Origin of the sequence: Thalassospira sp. SN3W (assembly GCF_038070535.1) — a bacterium.
GTDB classification, from domain to species: domain Bacteria; phylum Pseudomonadota; class Alphaproteobacteria; order Rhodospirillales; family Thalassospiraceae; genus Thalassospira; species Thalassospira xiamenensis.
Map to the genome: position 1 here is coordinate 1,172,227 of NZ_CP121124.1, position 13,088 is coordinate 1,185,314.

The 13,088-nt window shown below is 55.1% G+C and carries 15 protein-coding genes; 12 read left to right on the forward strand and 3 right to left on the reverse strand.

The features are described 5' to 3' along the window. Window positions 1-196: 196 nt before the first annotated feature. Together P8T57_RS05170 and P8T57_RS05175 are read left to right on the forward strand one after the other, a co-directional pair. Window positions 197-1,399: an aspartate transaminase gene (locus P8T57_RS05170; RefSeq protein ID WP_110252760.1), complete on the forward strand. Its 1,203-nt coding sequence runs from the start codon at window positions 197-199 to the stop codon at window positions 1,397-1,399. 116 nt (window positions 1,400-1,515) lie between these two features. Further along, a complete protein-coding gene (locus P8T57_RS05175; protein WP_341364807.1) occupies window positions 1,516-2,322 on the forward strand; it encodes an alpha/beta hydrolase in 807 nt (268 codons plus the stop codon). Window positions 2,323-2,431: 109 nt separating this feature from the next. Here the strand turns inward: P8T57_RS05175 and P8T57_RS05180 are convergent, their stop codons facing one another. Beyond that, window positions 2,432-2,968, reverse strand: a complete 537-nt coding sequence (locus tag P8T57_RS05180) for a carboxymuconolactone decarboxylase family protein (protein WP_341364808.1) — start codon at window positions 2,966-2,968, stop codon at window positions 2,432-2,434. A 158-nt stretch (window positions 2,969-3,126) separates the two neighbouring features. Continuing rightward, on the reverse strand, window positions 3,127-3,654 hold the full coding sequence (locus P8T57_RS05185) for a peroxiredoxin (RefSeq protein WP_007090070.1): 528 nt from the start codon (window positions 3,652-3,654) through the stop codon (window positions 3,127-3,129). A gap of 166 nt (window positions 3,655-3,820) precedes the next feature. Between P8T57_RS05185 and P8T57_RS05190 the strand changes: the two genes are divergently transcribed. The 10 genes from P8T57_RS05190 to P8T57_RS05235 all read left to right on the forward strand — a co-directional run bounded on the left by P8T57_RS05190 (window position 3,821) and on the right by P8T57_RS05235 (window position 12,289). After that, window positions 3,821-4,744, forward strand: a complete 924-nt coding sequence (locus P8T57_RS05190) for a LysR substrate-binding domain-containing protein (protein ID WP_007090071.1) — start codon at window positions 3,821-3,823, stop codon at window positions 4,742-4,744. Between the two features lie 54 nt (window positions 4,745-4,798). Continuing rightward, a complete protein-coding gene (locus P8T57_RS05195; RefSeq protein WP_037987364.1) occupies window positions 4,799-5,761 on the forward strand; it encodes a rhomboid family intramembrane serine protease in 963 nt (320 codons plus the stop codon). A 33-nt stretch (window positions 5,762-5,794) separates the two neighbouring features. Further along, on the forward strand, window positions 5,795-6,835 hold the full coding sequence (locus P8T57_RS05200; RefSeq protein WP_341364809.1) for a zinc-dependent alcohol dehydrogenase family protein: 1,041 nt from the start codon (window positions 5,795-5,797) through the stop codon (window positions 6,833-6,835). A 222-nt stretch (window positions 6,836-7,057) separates the two neighbouring features. Further along, the gene (gene napE / locus P8T57_RS05205; protein ID WP_007090074.1) at window positions 7,058-7,231 is read left to right on the forward strand and encodes a periplasmic nitrate reductase, NapE protein; all 174 of its coding nucleotides are present in this window, start codon (window positions 7,058-7,060) and stop codon (window positions 7,229-7,231) included. 17 nt (window positions 7,232-7,248) lie between these two features. Then, window positions 7,249-7,776 carry a ferredoxin-type protein NapF gene (gene napF, locus P8T57_RS05210; protein ID WP_341364810.1) on the forward strand — a complete coding sequence of 176 codons (528 nt, stop codon included), beginning with the start codon at window positions 7,249-7,251 and terminating at the stop codon, window positions 7,774-7,776. Next, window positions 7,769-8,020: a chaperone NapD gene (locus P8T57_RS05215; protein ID WP_007090076.1), complete on the forward strand. Its 252-nt coding sequence runs from the start codon at window positions 7,769-7,771 to the stop codon at window positions 8,018-8,020. Before napF ends, P8T57_RS05215 begins: the two co-directional genes overlap by 8 nt. A gap of 42 nt (window positions 8,021-8,062) precedes the next feature. Then, window positions 8,063-10,567, forward strand: coding sequence for a periplasmic nitrate reductase subunit alpha (gene napA / locus P8T57_RS05220; RefSeq protein WP_007090077.1), 2,505 nt, complete (start codon window positions 8,063-8,065; stop codon window positions 10,565-10,567). A gap of 17 nt (window positions 10,568-10,584) precedes the next feature. Then, the gene (locus P8T57_RS05225) at window positions 10,585-11,043 is read left to right on the forward strand and encodes a nitrate reductase cytochrome c-type subunit (protein WP_040061161.1); all 459 of its coding nucleotides are present in this window, start codon (window positions 10,585-10,587) and stop codon (window positions 11,041-11,043) included. A gap of 11 nt (window positions 11,044-11,054) precedes the next feature. Further along, complete coding sequence (locus P8T57_RS05230; RefSeq protein ID WP_007090079.1) at window positions 11,055-11,645, forward strand: cytochrome c3 family protein; 591 nt, start codon at window positions 11,055-11,057, stop codon at window positions 11,643-11,645. 125 nt (window positions 11,646-11,770) lie between these two features. After that, window positions 11,771-12,289 (forward strand): DUF2478 domain-containing protein, encoded by a 519-nt coding sequence (locus P8T57_RS05235; RefSeq protein ID WP_037987359.1) that lies wholly within the window; start codon window positions 11,771-11,773, stop codon window positions 12,287-12,289. 22 nt (window positions 12,290-12,311) lie between these two features. Here the strand turns inward: P8T57_RS05235 and P8T57_RS05240 are convergent, their stop codons facing one another. Continuing rightward, entirely contained in the window at window positions 12,312-13,058 is a 747-nt protein-coding gene (locus tag P8T57_RS05240; protein ID WP_341364811.1) for a GMP synthase, read from the reverse strand. Between the last annotated feature and the right edge of the window lie 30 nt (window positions 13,059-13,088).

The following is a 13,088-nucleotide window of genomic DNA, read 5'->3' on the forward strand; positions in this document are numbered from 1 at the left end:
AAATGCCGGAACAGGCACCGGACTATCGCGTTAAATCGTCATGACTTTCGGATCGGATGCTGCGACGGGCCGTTTTCATCCCAAAGAACCCGCAAAAGGCGCGAAACTGCCTTGAATTGCTTTAAACACGGGCGTAGGGTCCGAACCGAAAGAAAGCGATTCTTTCTATTTCATTTCATTCCAGGGAAACAGACCAATGGCGTTTATTGCCGACCGTTTGAGCCGTATCAAACCCTCTCCTACCATTGCTGTCACCACCAAGGCTGCTGAACTCAAGGCTGCCGGCGTTGATGTGATCGGCCTTGGCGCAGGCGAGCCGGATTTCGATACCCCCGACAACATCAAAGACGCCGCCAAAGCAGCCCTTGATGCTGGCAAGACCAAATACACTCCGGTCGCTGGCACTCCGGAATTGCGCAAGGCGATTGTCGCGAAGTTCAAACGTGAAAATGACCTGGAATACACGATCGACGAAATCACCGTCGGTTGCGGCGGTAAACAGACGCTTTTCAACGCGCTGTTTGCAACGCTGAACCCGGGTGATGAAGTCATTATTCCGGCACCGTACTGGGTGTCCTATCCAGACATGACCCTGATGGCCGAAGGCGTTCCGGTTGTCGTCGAATGCCAGGAAGAAAACGACTTCAAAATCACGGCAAGCGAACTTGAAGCCGCGATCACGCCGAAAACCAAATGGGTTGTTCTGAACTCGCCATCGAACCCGACCGGTGCGGCTTATTCGCGCGCCGAACTGCGCGCAATTGCCGATGTTCTGCTCAAACATGAAAATGTCTGGGTCATGTCCGACGACATGTATGAACATCTCGTCTATGACGGTTTCGAATTCACCACCATCGCACAGGTGGAACCGAAACTGAAATCGCGTACGCTCACCTGTAACGGCGTGTCGAAATCCTATGCCATGACCGGCTGGCGTCTTGGTTATGCCGCAGGCCCGGTTGAACTGATCAAGGCGATCAACAAGGTTCAATCGCAGTCCAGCACGCATACCTCCTCGATCAGCCAGGCCGCATCGGTCGAAGCCCTTAACGGCCCGCAGGACTTCCTGAAAGAACGCGCCGAAGTGTTCAAGGAACGTCGCGATCTGGTCGTGAAGGCCATGAATGAATGCGAAGGTCTGACCTGCAAAAAGCCGGAAGGCGCGTTTTACGTCTATCCGTCCTGTGCCGGCACGATTGGCAAGAAAACCCCGGATGGCAAAGTCATCGAAACCGATACCGATTTCGTGACCTACCTTCTTGAGTCCGAAGGCGTTGCCGCGGTTCAGGGCTCGGCATTCGGTCTTGCGCCGTATTTCCGCATTTCCTATGCCACCTCGACCGAGGCACTGACCGAAGCCTGCGCACGTATCAAACGTGCCTGTGCCGCGCTGAAATAAGCCGGTTTTCCGGTTACGGAAAATTCGACGGGGTCCGGTACTTGCCGGGCCCCGTTTTTTTGTCCATTATCCAATTCAACATTTACGCACTAAATTACCGATAAATCGGACGCGCCATGCAAAACGAGAATTTCTACGTCACCGTGGACGGCATCAGCCTGTCCTGTCAGCAGATCATCCCGACCAATGTCAGGCCGGATGCCCCAACGATGCTGTTTCTGCACGAGGCACTAGGGACCATCCGCATGTGGCGCGATTTCCCGGCAAAGCTCGCCACGGCAACCGGCCATCCGGTGATTGTTTACGAACGGCGCGGTCACGGAAAATCCGATCCGCACGGCCCTGACGATATCCCGCGGCCCATCGATTTCCACAACACGGAAACCGATATCTATCTCCATGGCCTGATCAGGGAACTTGGCCTTGATCGCCCGATCCTGTTTGGCCACAGTGACGGGGCCACTATCGCGCTTAAATATGCCGCCCGGTTCCCAAAAAATGTTCGTGCCGTCATCAGTGAAGCCGCACATGTTTTTGTCGAGGACGTCACGATTGCCGGGATCAATGAAGCGGCATCGATCTATGCCAGTACGGATTGGAAATCAAAACTCGAACGCCATCATTTCTTCCAGACCGATGACGTATTCCGTGCCTGGGTCGATACGTGGCGCCAACCGGCATTTCGCGACTGGCAGATGATTGACGAACTGCCCAACATCACCTGCCCTATACTGGTTATTCAGGGAAATGACGACCAGTTCGGCAGCGACGAGCAGGTCCACATTATTTGCGATAAGGTCAGCGGTACTGCGAACAAAATGATCCTTGCCGACTGCGGCCACATCCCGCATTTCGATCAGCCGGATCAGATCATCGAAGCCAGTCAAAAGCTGCTTCGTCAGATCGAACCGGTTGCGGCCTGATCAAACGAAAAAGAGGCAGAAGGATCATAACAAATCCTTCTGCCTCTCAATGTATAAGCCCCGCCTGTGCAATGCAGCGGGGCTTTTCGAATAGTTTGGTGCACCTGGCTTATTCCGCCAACGCAACCTCGGCATCGAGAACAACCGCAACCGCATGTATCACCGATGCAATGCGCACCGCATTCTGAACGGTTTCTTTTTTGATTCCGGCGTTTTTCAGAACTTTCTCGTGGCTGTCGATGCACATCCCGCAACCATTGATCGCCGAAACCGCAAGCGAAAACAGTTCGAAATCGGCTTTGTCGATGCCTGGCTTGCCGATGATGTTCATGCGCAGGCGCGCGGGCATGGTGGCGTATTCCGGTTCGGACACAAGGTGTGTGAACCGATAATAGATATTGTTCATCCCCATGATCGCCGCCGCACCCTTGGCAGCCTGAAACGCTTCGTCGCTCAGCTTGGTTTTGGCTTCGGCGGCAACAGCTTTGAGAAGCTTTGCGTTGCGCGATGCATAGGCACACGCAAGGGCTGTGCCATAGACCTGCTGATCGGTCATACCAGGATTGTTGGCAAGACTGCTAAGGTTCAGCTTCAGATCCTTGGCATAGTCCGGCATGACGTCTTTGATTTCGGAAATGGAAGACATTGAAGCATCCCCTTTTGACTGAAGAATGAAATTCAAAACTGAAAAATGCCCGCAGCCATCGTGCACACCGCAAGCCTTGCGGTTACGTGGATTAATTTCACCGATGGACTGAAAGCGGATCCGGGCCAAAGCCCGGATCCAAATCGGTCTGGAAAACCTTAAAGGGTTGCTTCACCCTGGTTCCAGTTGCACGGGCAGAGTTCGTCTGTCTGCAGCGCGTCAAGAATACGCAGGGCTTCCTGCGGGTTACGACCAACCGAAAGGTCGTTAACCTGAACGTGACGGATGATGTTGTCCGGATCGATGATGAAGGTCGCGCGCAAAGCAACACCTTCGCCTTTGGCCAGAACACCAAGTGCGTTCGACAGTTCTTTTTTCTCGTCAGCCAGCCATACGAACGGGCTGTCGCCCAGATCTTCATGGTGGGTACGCCATGCAGCGTGGACGAAATCGGTATCGGTCGAGCAACCAAGCAGAACCGCATCGCGGTCTTCGAAGTCACCGTTCAGTTCGCCGTAACCAACGATTTCGGTCGGGCAAACAAAGGTGAAGTCTTTCGGCCAGAAGAACAGGATCTTCCATTTGCCTTCATAGGACTTGTCGGTAACCGGTGCGAAGCTGTCCGGACCTTTGCCCGAAACGCCGGTAAGATTGAATTCTGGAAGCGTATCGCCAACTGTAAGCATATTGGTTACTCCTAACCTTGGTTTGAATTTATCCCAAAGACGGCCCCCGACAGGCCGTACAAATTTTGTTCGCAAGTGCAATAATGCACTCCTTGCTGGCGATTTGTAGTTAAATGAACTAACTAAGACCAATAGAATTAATTTCGATGTTCGATAGGAAAAATTTATGGCTGCCCAACCAAGCATAAAGCAGCTCAAATATCTGGTCGCATTGTCGGAAACCGGCCATTTTGGCCGGGCTGCCGAAGCGTGCTTTATCACGCAACCAAGCCTGTCGGCTGCCATCAGCGAGCTTGAAAACCTGCTTGGCGCCCAGTTGGTGGAACGCAACAAGCGTCAGGTCCTGATCACGCCGCTTGGACGTGAAGTTGTCTCGCGGGCGCGAAATATTCTTCAGGAAGTTGATGAACTGACCATGATGGCACAGTCAGCGACCGAGCCCCTTTCAGGTCCGATCAATTTTGGCGTGATCCCGACAATCGGCCCCTATCTTTTGCCTGATGTCATCAACCGCCTCAGGGCCGGTTTCCCGAAATTGCAGCCCTTCCTGCGCGAAGATCAGACAGCCAAGCTTATAGAACTTCTGGCCGCCGGAAAACTTGATATCGCATTGATTGCCCTGCCGATCGAGGAAAACTGGCTCGAAGAAATGGACCTGTTCGAAGACAGATTCGTTTTTGCCTGCAGCCCGGACAATCCGCTGACGCGCAAAAAGAAAATCGACATCACCGACATCAAGGATGAAAAGCTGCTGCTGCTTGAGGACGGCCACTGCCTGCGCGATCAGGCATTGGAAGTCTGCCAGAAAGCCGGCTGGAGCAAATCTGCCGATTTCCAGGCCAACAGCCTGTCAACGCTGGTTCAGATGGTATCGGCCGGGATCGGCTCCACCCTGCTTCCGGAAATGTCGCTGGAGGTGGAGGCGCGCCGCCCCGACTCTCTGGCCATCCTTCCTTTCCAGAATCCGGTTCCGGTTCGACGTATAGGACTGGTCTGGCGGCGCAGTTCCGCCCGTAAAAAGGAGTTCCGCCAGTTGGGGACATATTTGCGCAACACACTTGAAACCTGTGAACGATCACATGTCGCCTGATTGTGCAGTACCACCCAGCCCATTTGGATAAGCCACGGGACCGGACGATAGCCGATGCTGCCAATCAAGGATAACAACCCGACGACAATCACCCCATGGGTGACCTATGGCCTGATCGCCGTTAATGTCGTCGTGTTCCTGTTAACCATGTCCCTTGCACCGCAAAGCCAGTTTCAGGTCAATTTGCAATATGGTGCCATTCCCGCGGTTCTATTCGGCAATGCCCAATTACCCCCGCAGCTTGCCGTTTTTCCGCCGGGCTTTGAATTCCTGTCGATCTTTAGCGCCATGTTCATGCATGGCGGCTGGATGCATATCGGCGGCAACATGCTGTATCTTTGGGTATTCGGCAACAATGTCGAAGACGCCATGGGGCATTTCAGATTTCTGGTGTTTTACCTTGTTTGCGGTATTGCCGCCGCACTCGGCCATGGCTTGCTTGATACCACATCGCAAATTCCGATGATCGGCGCATCCGGGGCGCTGGCCGGGGTATTGGGAGCCTATTTCCTTCTGTATCCCAAGGCACGGGTTCTGGTGTGGTTCTTCTGGGTCTTTATCTTTTATGTTCCGGCGGTTGCCGTCCTTGGTCTCTGGATCGGCATGCAGTTCGTCAATCTGTCGAGTGGTGCCGAACAGGGGGTGGCCATTCTGGCCCATATTGCCGGTTTCTTTGCCGGTCTGGCGCTGATCCCGTTCTTTAAATATCGCTATATCCCGCTTTGGCAGGGCGGCCCCAAACAGGTCCCGGTTTTCGGTGTTTACCGGCCAGGTCGCAAAAGCAATGCAACCAATGCCTCACCACCGCCGTGGGCCGCGGCATACGAGGCCGAACGTGCGGCACGCCGTGAACGGATGAAACGTGCGGGCCGTGGACCATGGGGACGCGCGGGTGAAACCAATATGGATAAATCCCCGTGGGGCCGGTATCAGCCGCCAAAGCCACAACCAAAACCGGGTGTAGGCGTACCAAAAGTTACGCGCTTGCATCGCGGGGATGAACCCGACAATACTTGATCAAAGTCTTTCCAACCGAACCGGGGAACGATCATGCGCGCTGCCTTTTTCACCGAATATCAGGGCCCAATTGAAGTCAGGAAATTGGACGATCCGACACCGGAAAATGGCGGTGTTGTCATCAAGGTTGGGGCGACCGGGCTGTGCCGAAGCGACTGGCACGGCTGGATGGGCCATGATTCCGATGTGAAACTGCCCCACGTTCCCGGCCATGAATTTGCCGGCACCATCGAAGCGGTTGGCAAGGATATCAAACGCTGGAAAGTCGGCGACCGGGTCACGGTCCCGTTCGTTTCGGGCTGCGGCCATTGCCCGGAATGCCACAGCGGCAATCACCAGGTTTGTGATCATCAGTTCCAGCCGGGCTTTACCCATTGGGGAAGCTTTGCCGAATATGTCGCGATTGACTATGCCGATACCAATCTGGTGCGCCTGCCCGATGAAATGGATTTCGCCACCGCCGCCAGCCTTGGCTGTCGTTTCGCCACCAGTTTCCGTGGCGTGATTGACCAGGGCAAAGTCAATGCCGGTCAAATCGTGGCCGTTCACGGCTGCGGCGGTGTAGGGCTGTCAGCCATCATGATCGCAGCAGCGGCTGGTGCGCGCGTGATCGCGGTTGATATCGACGATGCCAAGCTTGACCTTGCCCGTGAACTGGGCGCGATCGATATCCTTAACGCCAAAACCTGTGATGACATTCCGTCCGCGATCAAGGACCTGTCAGGCGGCGGGGCGCATGTATCCGTCGATGCCCTTGGCAGTGCGATCACCAGTTTCAATTCGGTGTCATGTTTGCGCAAACGTGGCAAGCACATCCAGATCGGCCTTATGACCGGCGACCATGCCCATGCTCGCGTTCCGATGGACCGCGTGGTTGCCCACGAACTTGAAATCCTTGGTAGCCACGGCATGCAGGCATTTCGCTATGACGCGATGATCGACATGATCATGACCGGCAAACTCGCGCCACAAAAACTGATCAGGGATCGAGTCACCCTGGCCGAGGGCGCAACGGCCTTGATGAATATGGATAATTTCGTCAGCACCGGCGTTACTGTGATCGACCGCTTCTAACACCAACAATTAATATGCCAAGCATCCTGCACCCTCACCGCCTTCTTTAGAATACTTATAATCTAATAACTCTAAACTTTAAATTATTCATGGTTGAATGCCCTGTGCATAGCCCCTACGTTGCTTGTGGGTACTCAAAGTAATTCACAAGAGAACACCGGCTTTCGCAGGGGATACAAAGTGCGAAAGAAACGGTTTCCAGCCTGAAAAGAGAGGGAACCGATGACAGATATTCAAACGATGGATTCCGGCACACGGCGCAAAACTGAATTGCGCTGCTTCGTTTTGCTGGCTGTTGTCCTGGCCCCGGTACTGGCGGTTGCGCTGGTCGGCGGGCTTGGATTTTCAATCTGGATTTATCAGATGTTTGCCGGGCCTCCTGGACCACCGATGTAATATCGGGGAACGTCGCCATGTCATCTGCACCGAAACTTACCAGTAGGCGTGCTTTCTTTTCCGGTCTGCGCGGTTTGCCCGCAGAAACGGGGGAAACGCACACGCCAAATATCATCCGGCCTCCTTGGTCATGGGGGTTCGAAGATCACTGCACCGCGTGTGGTGACTGCATTCCCGCATGCCCGGAAAACATCATCAAGGCCGGTCCGGACGGACACCCGGAAATCGACTTCGCAAAAGGCGAATGCACCTTCTGTGACGCCTGTGCGGATGCCTGTAACGAACCGGTTTTTGATCGTTCGGCTCCCGCCCCTTGGCATCTTGACGTTTCTGTCAGCAGCAAATGCTTTGCCGAAAACGGTGTCTATTGCCGTTCCTGCGGTGATGTCTGCCCGGAAAGCGCGATCCGCATCATTCCGCAATTGGGCGGTCGCGCCCGCGTATTGATCGACGACGATCTTTGTACCGGCTGTGGTGCCTGTTTTAGCGCATGCCCGGTTGATGCCATTTCAATCAAACCCGCCACGGAGATAGCCCATGGATGACAAAGTCGGCGTGATCTCCAGCATGATCATTCAGTCTCGCCCTGAAAATATGACAGCAATCAAGGCAGCCCTTCTGAACATGCCCGACACTGAAATCAGTGCCGATGACCCGTCCGGAAAGATCGTTGTCGTGATGGAAGCCGCAAGCGACCGACAGCTCGCAGACGGCATGAAAGAGATCGGCGACATCCCTGGTGTTCTGGGGGTTAACCTGGTCTTCCATCACAATGAAAACGCCCAATAACAACCAATAATCCGTCTGACCTTTGGCTCGAGGAAATTAACAATGTTCAAGGCAAAGATATCCCGTCGCGATGCCCTGAAAGCAAAAGCCGCCGCCGTTGCCGCCGCGGCTGCTGGCATCAGTTTGCCTGCTGCGGCACAAAATCTGGTGACTGATTCGGAACACACCCAACTCAAATGGTCAAAGGCCCCCTGCCGGTTCTGCGGCACCGGCTGTTCGGTCATGGTCGCGACCAAGGACAACCATGTGGTTGCCACCCATGGCGATGTCCTGTCCCCGGTTAACCGTGGCCTGAACTGCGTCAAAGGCTACTTCCTGTCAAAGATCATGTATGGCCAGGACCGCCTGACACAGCCGTTGCTGCGTAAAAAGAACGGTGTCTATGACAAGAACGGCGATTTCACGCCCGTCTCGTGGGACGAGGCCTTTGACGTGATGGCCGAAAAATGGAAAGCCGCACTCAAGGCAAAAGGTCCGACTTCCGTCGGGATGTTCGGGTCCGGCCAATGGACGGTCTGGGAAGGATATGCCGCCTCCAAACTGATGAAGGCCGGTTTCCGATCCAACAACCTTGACCCCAATGCACGTCATTGCATGGCGTCCGCCGTTGTCGGTTTCATGCGCACATTTGGCATGGACGAACCGATGGGGTGCTATGACGACATGGAAGCCGCCGATGCGTTTGTGCTGTGGGGATCGAACATGGCGGAAATGCACCCGATCCTTTGGACGCGTGTCACTGATCGTCGCCTGTCGGCCCCGCATGTCAAGGTCGCGGTTCTTTCAACATATGAACATCGCTGTTTTGACCTTGCCGATATCCCGATGGTGTTCAAGCCGCAGACCGACCTGGCGATCCTGAACTATATCGCCAATCACATCATCCAGACCGACCGGGTCAATACCGATTTTGTCAACAAACACACGATCTTCCGCCGCGGTAACATCGATATCGGTTATGGCCTGCGCCCCGAAGATCCGCGCGAACAATCGGCCCAAAATGCATCGGATGCCGGTGGCTCGACCGACATGACATTTGACGAGTTCGCCGAATTCGTCTCGGAATACACCCTTGATAAGGTCCATGAAATGACCGGCGTTCCCAAGGAGCGCCTCGAAGCTCTGGCCGAACTTTATGCCGATCCGAAAATCAAGGTCACGTCTTTCTGGACCATGGGCTTTAACCAGCATACCCGTGGGGTTTGGGCCAACAACCTTTGCTACAACATCCATCTTCTGACCGGTAAAATCGCCGAACCGGGCAATTCACCCTTCTCGCTGACCGGGCAGCCCTCTGCCTGTGGTACCGCACGCGAAGTCGGCACGTTTTCCCATCGCCTGCCCGCCGATCTGGTGGTGACCAATCCCGAACACCGCAAACACGCCGAAGAAATCTGGAAACTGCCCGAAGGCACAATTCCCGACAAGGTCGGCTACCATGCCGTGCTTCAGAACCGGATGCTCAAGGACGGCAAGCTCAACGCGTACTGGGTCCAGTGCAATAACAACATGCAGGCTGGCGCCAACATGAACGAGGAAGGCTGGCCCGGTTACCGCAACCCGGAAAACTTCATTGCCGTTTCCGACGTCTATCCGACCGTCACCTGCGAGGCCGCCGACCTGATCCTGCCGACTGCGATGTGGGTCGAAAAAGAAGGCTGTTATGGCAATGCCGAACGCCGCACGCATATGTGGCATCAGCTGGTCGACGCGCCGGGCGAAGCCAAATCCGATCTGTGGCAATTGATGGAATTCTCCAAACGCTTCAAGATCGAGGAAGTCTGGCCCGAAGACCTTCTGGCCAAGGCACCGGAACTGCGTGGCAAAACCATGTTTGACGTGCTGTTCCAGAATGGACAGGTCAATAAATTCCCGCTCGAAGATACCGCACCGGACTACAACAACGTCGAAGCCAAGCATTTCGGTTTCTACGTCCAGAAGGGCCTGTTCGAAGAATACGCCACCTTTGGCCGCGGCCATGGTCACGACCTTGCCCCGTTCGACAGATACCACGAAGTACGCGGCCTGCGCTGGCCCGTTGTGGACGGCAAGGAAACCCTGTGGCGTTACCGTGAAGGTTACGATCCCTATGTCACGCCAGGGGCTGGGGTCGAATTTTACGGCCACAAGGATGGCAAGGCACGCATCTTTGCCCTGCCGTATGAGCCGCCTGCCGAAAGCCCGGATGAAGAATATCCCTATTGGCTGTGTACCGGACGTGTGCTGGAACACTGGCACTCCGGTTCGATGACCGAACGGGTACCCGAACTTTACCGGGCGTTCCCGGACGCACTTTGCTTCATCCATCCCGACGATGCCGCCGAAATGGGCATGCGACGCGGCGACGAGGTCCGGGTGATTTCAAGACGGGGTGAAATGCGCACCCGCGTTGAAACACGCGGCCGTAACAAACCGCCGCGTGGCCTGATCTTTGTGCCGTGGTTCGATGCAAGCCAGCTGATCAACAAGGTCACGCTGGACGCCACCGACCCGATGTCCAAACAGACGGACTTCAAAAAATGCGCCGTCCGTCTGGAAAAGGTGTGAGGGAGGAAACCATGAAAATGACCCCGAAATGGCTCATGGCGCTGGCGATTATTGCAATTGCTGGCGCGGCATATGCCGCCGAACCGATCACCACCCTGCGCAGTACCGCCCCCGATCAGGAGAGCGCGGCACCACGGATCAGCAACTTCGAGGATACGGACCAGAAACGCCCGCGCAATTATCCCGAACAGCCGCCAACCATCCCGCACGATATCGAAGGATATCAGATCGATAAAAACGCCAATAAATGCCTGTCATGTCATGCGCGTTCGCGCACCGGCGAAAGCGGCGCACCGATGGTTTCGATCACCCATTTCATGGATCGGGACGGTCAGTTTTTGGCCGCGGTCAGCCCACGGCGCTATTTCTGCACGCAGTGCCATGTGTCACAACGTCAGGTCGAGCCGCTGGTCGGCAACAGCTTTGTCGATATTGATGCATTGCTGCCCAACAATAGCACGCGGATCGCGGAATAGGGAGATTGCCAATGTTCGATCTTCTGAAACGCTATTGGAAGGTCCTGAATTCACCAAGTGTGCATTTCAGCCTCGCCTTTTTGACGCTGGGCGGCTTCGTTGCTGGTGTTATCTTCTGGGGCGGGTTCAACACCGCTCTTGAAGCAACCAACACTGAAAAGTTCTGCATTTCATGTCATGAAATGCGGGACAACGTTTTTGCCGAACTTAAATCAACCATCCACTATTCCAACCGGTCCGGTGTGCGCGCCACCTGTCCGGATTGTCACGTGCCGCATGAATGGACTGACAAGATTGCCCGTAAAATGCAGGCATCCAAGGAAGTCTGGGGCAAGATTTTCGGCACCATCAGCACACGCGACAAGTTTGTTGAAAAGCGTCTTGAACTGGCCCAGCACGAATGGGCCCGCCTGAAAGCCAACAATTCGCTGGAATGCCGCAACTGCCATTCCGCTGAATCAATGGACATCACCCGCCAAAGCCCCCGTGCCGTCGAAGCGCACGAGAAATTTTTGTTCACCGGCGAAAAGACATGTATCGACTGTCACAAAGGGATCGCGCATCATCTGCCTGACATGTCGGGTGTTCCCGAGTGGCAGTAACCGATTATCCGGCGTGATCGCATCTGTGTGGCGATCACGCCGAAATCCGCGCGAAGGACGGGCTATGACTTTGACGATATTTGGCGACACCGGCGTTTTGCCACATGGCAACCGGGGCTAGATAAATGCTGGCTGGTATCCCCTTTCTTCCCAAAGACGCTATCGACGATCTGCTGGATCGTCTGGCAAATCACGTCGTTGCCAAGGGGCTGCGCGTCGCGGGCTATGTGCAGAAACGCCGCGCGGACCGTGATTGCGGAACGCTGGTGTATGTCCGCAATCTTGGCACCGGACATGAAATGCCGATCACCAAAAACCGCGGGTCACTGGCGCGCGGCTGCAAGCTGGATGGCGATGCACTGGCAACCCTGTCCGAACAGCTTGAAGGCGATCTGGATCATGCCCCCGATATCCTGATCATCGGTCGGTTTGGACGCAGCGAAGCCGACGGGCGCGGATTGCGCGACGTAATATCAAAGGCAATGGATTTGGGAATTCCGGTACTGGTCGGGGTTCGCGATGAATATGACGCCGCCTGGCAGGACTTCCACGGTGGCTATGCTCAAACCCTGCCCTTTGACGAGGACTCAATCATCATCTGGTGGCAGGAACAAGTCAGGGAACGCGCGACACAGGAAGCCTGATGACCTGTCATCAGGCCACACGCTAAACGCTGCAAACGCCAAGGTTGGCATCAACAATAACCCGCTCGTCGATCAGAACGCGGGTCGCAAAACTTTCAAACCACGCCCCGAATGCCGCATCATATCTGGCCCGTCCGGCACGTTGCTGATCAGGGTTCTGACCATTCGGGCGTTCAGTCTTTTCCGCGGATTTCGCAAGCCAGCGTTCATGCGTTTCGTCATCGACCTCGGGATGGAACTGAATACCCCAGATCCGGTTATCAACGTGATAGGCCTGATTGGGGAAAACCGAGCCACGGGCCACCAACTCGGCCCTCTCGGGAAGCTCGAACCCCTCGCTGTGCCAATGATAAACCATCATTTCATCGGGGAACAATTCACGCCCGGCCTCGGTCGCCTCGATCGGATAATAACCGATTTCAGTCATGCCATCGGCACGCGAGGTGACTTTGGCCCCCAAATGGCACGCCATCAATTGCGCACCAAGGCAAATGCCCAGATACATCGCGTTGCTGTTCACGACATGGGGCAGCCATTCCATGATCTTTGCAACATTAGCCTCATGGTCGTCATTGGCACTCATCGGACCGCCAAACACAATCGCCAGATGGTAGCCTGACATATCACTTGGCAACGCGTCGCCTTCACCCGGACGGCGAATATCGAACTCGTACCCATACCGGCGCAAAACAGCCCCAACCCGACCGGGTTGACCGGTGGCAGAATTGAAAACCATTAAAACGCGTTTCGCGGGACTTAATTCGTTCATGCCGACCTCGTTGCTGCGATAGCGAAAGGG

Coding starts and splice junctions, on each gene's coding strand:
- P8T57_RS05170 (WP_110252760.1), top strand. CDS start 197: ATGGCGTTTATTGCCGACCGTTTGAGCCGTATCAAACCCTCTCCTACC.
- P8T57_RS05175 (WP_341364807.1), top strand. CDS start 1,516: ATGCAAAACGAGAATTTCTACGTCACCGTGGACGGCATCAGCCTGTCC.
- P8T57_RS05180 (WP_341364808.1), bottom strand. CDS start 2,968: ATGTCTTCCATTTCCGAAATCAAAGACGTCATGCCGGACTATGCCAAG.
- P8T57_RS05185 (WP_007090070.1), bottom strand. CDS start 3,654: ATGCTTACAGTTGGCGATACGCTTCCAGAATTCAATCTTACCGGCGTT.
- P8T57_RS05190 (WP_007090071.1), top strand. CDS start 3,821: ATGGCTGCCCAACCAAGCATAAAGCAGCTCAAATATCTGGTCGCATTG.
- P8T57_RS05195 (WP_037987364.1), top strand. CDS start 4,799: ATGCTGCCAATCAAGGATAACAACCCGACGACAATCACCCCATGGGTG.
- P8T57_RS05200 (WP_341364809.1), top strand. CDS start 5,795: ATGCGCGCTGCCTTTTTCACCGAATATCAGGGCCCAATTGAAGTCAGG.
- napE (WP_007090074.1), top strand. CDS start 7,058: ATGACAGATATTCAAACGATGGATTCCGGCACACGGCGCAAAACTGAA.
- napF (WP_341364810.1), top strand. CDS start 7,249: ATGTCATCTGCACCGAAACTTACCAGTAGGCGTGCTTTCTTTTCCGGT.
- P8T57_RS05215 (WP_007090076.1), top strand. CDS start 7,769: ATGGATGACAAAGTCGGCGTGATCTCCAGCATGATCATTCAGTCTCGC.
- napA (WP_007090077.1), top strand. CDS start 8,063: ATGTTCAAGGCAAAGATATCCCGTCGCGATGCCCTGAAAGCAAAAGCC.
- P8T57_RS05225 (WP_040061161.1), top strand. CDS start 10,585: ATGACCCCGAAATGGCTCATGGCGCTGGCGATTATTGCAATTGCTGGC.
- P8T57_RS05230 (WP_007090079.1), top strand. CDS start 11,055: ATGTTCGATCTTCTGAAACGCTATTGGAAGGTCCTGAATTCACCAAGT.
- P8T57_RS05235 (WP_037987359.1), top strand. CDS start 11,771: ATGCTGGCTGGTATCCCCTTTCTTCCCAAAGACGCTATCGACGATCTG.
- P8T57_RS05240 (WP_341364811.1), bottom strand. CDS start 13,058: ATGAACGAATTAAGTCCCGCGAAACGCGTTTTAATGGTTTTCAATTCT.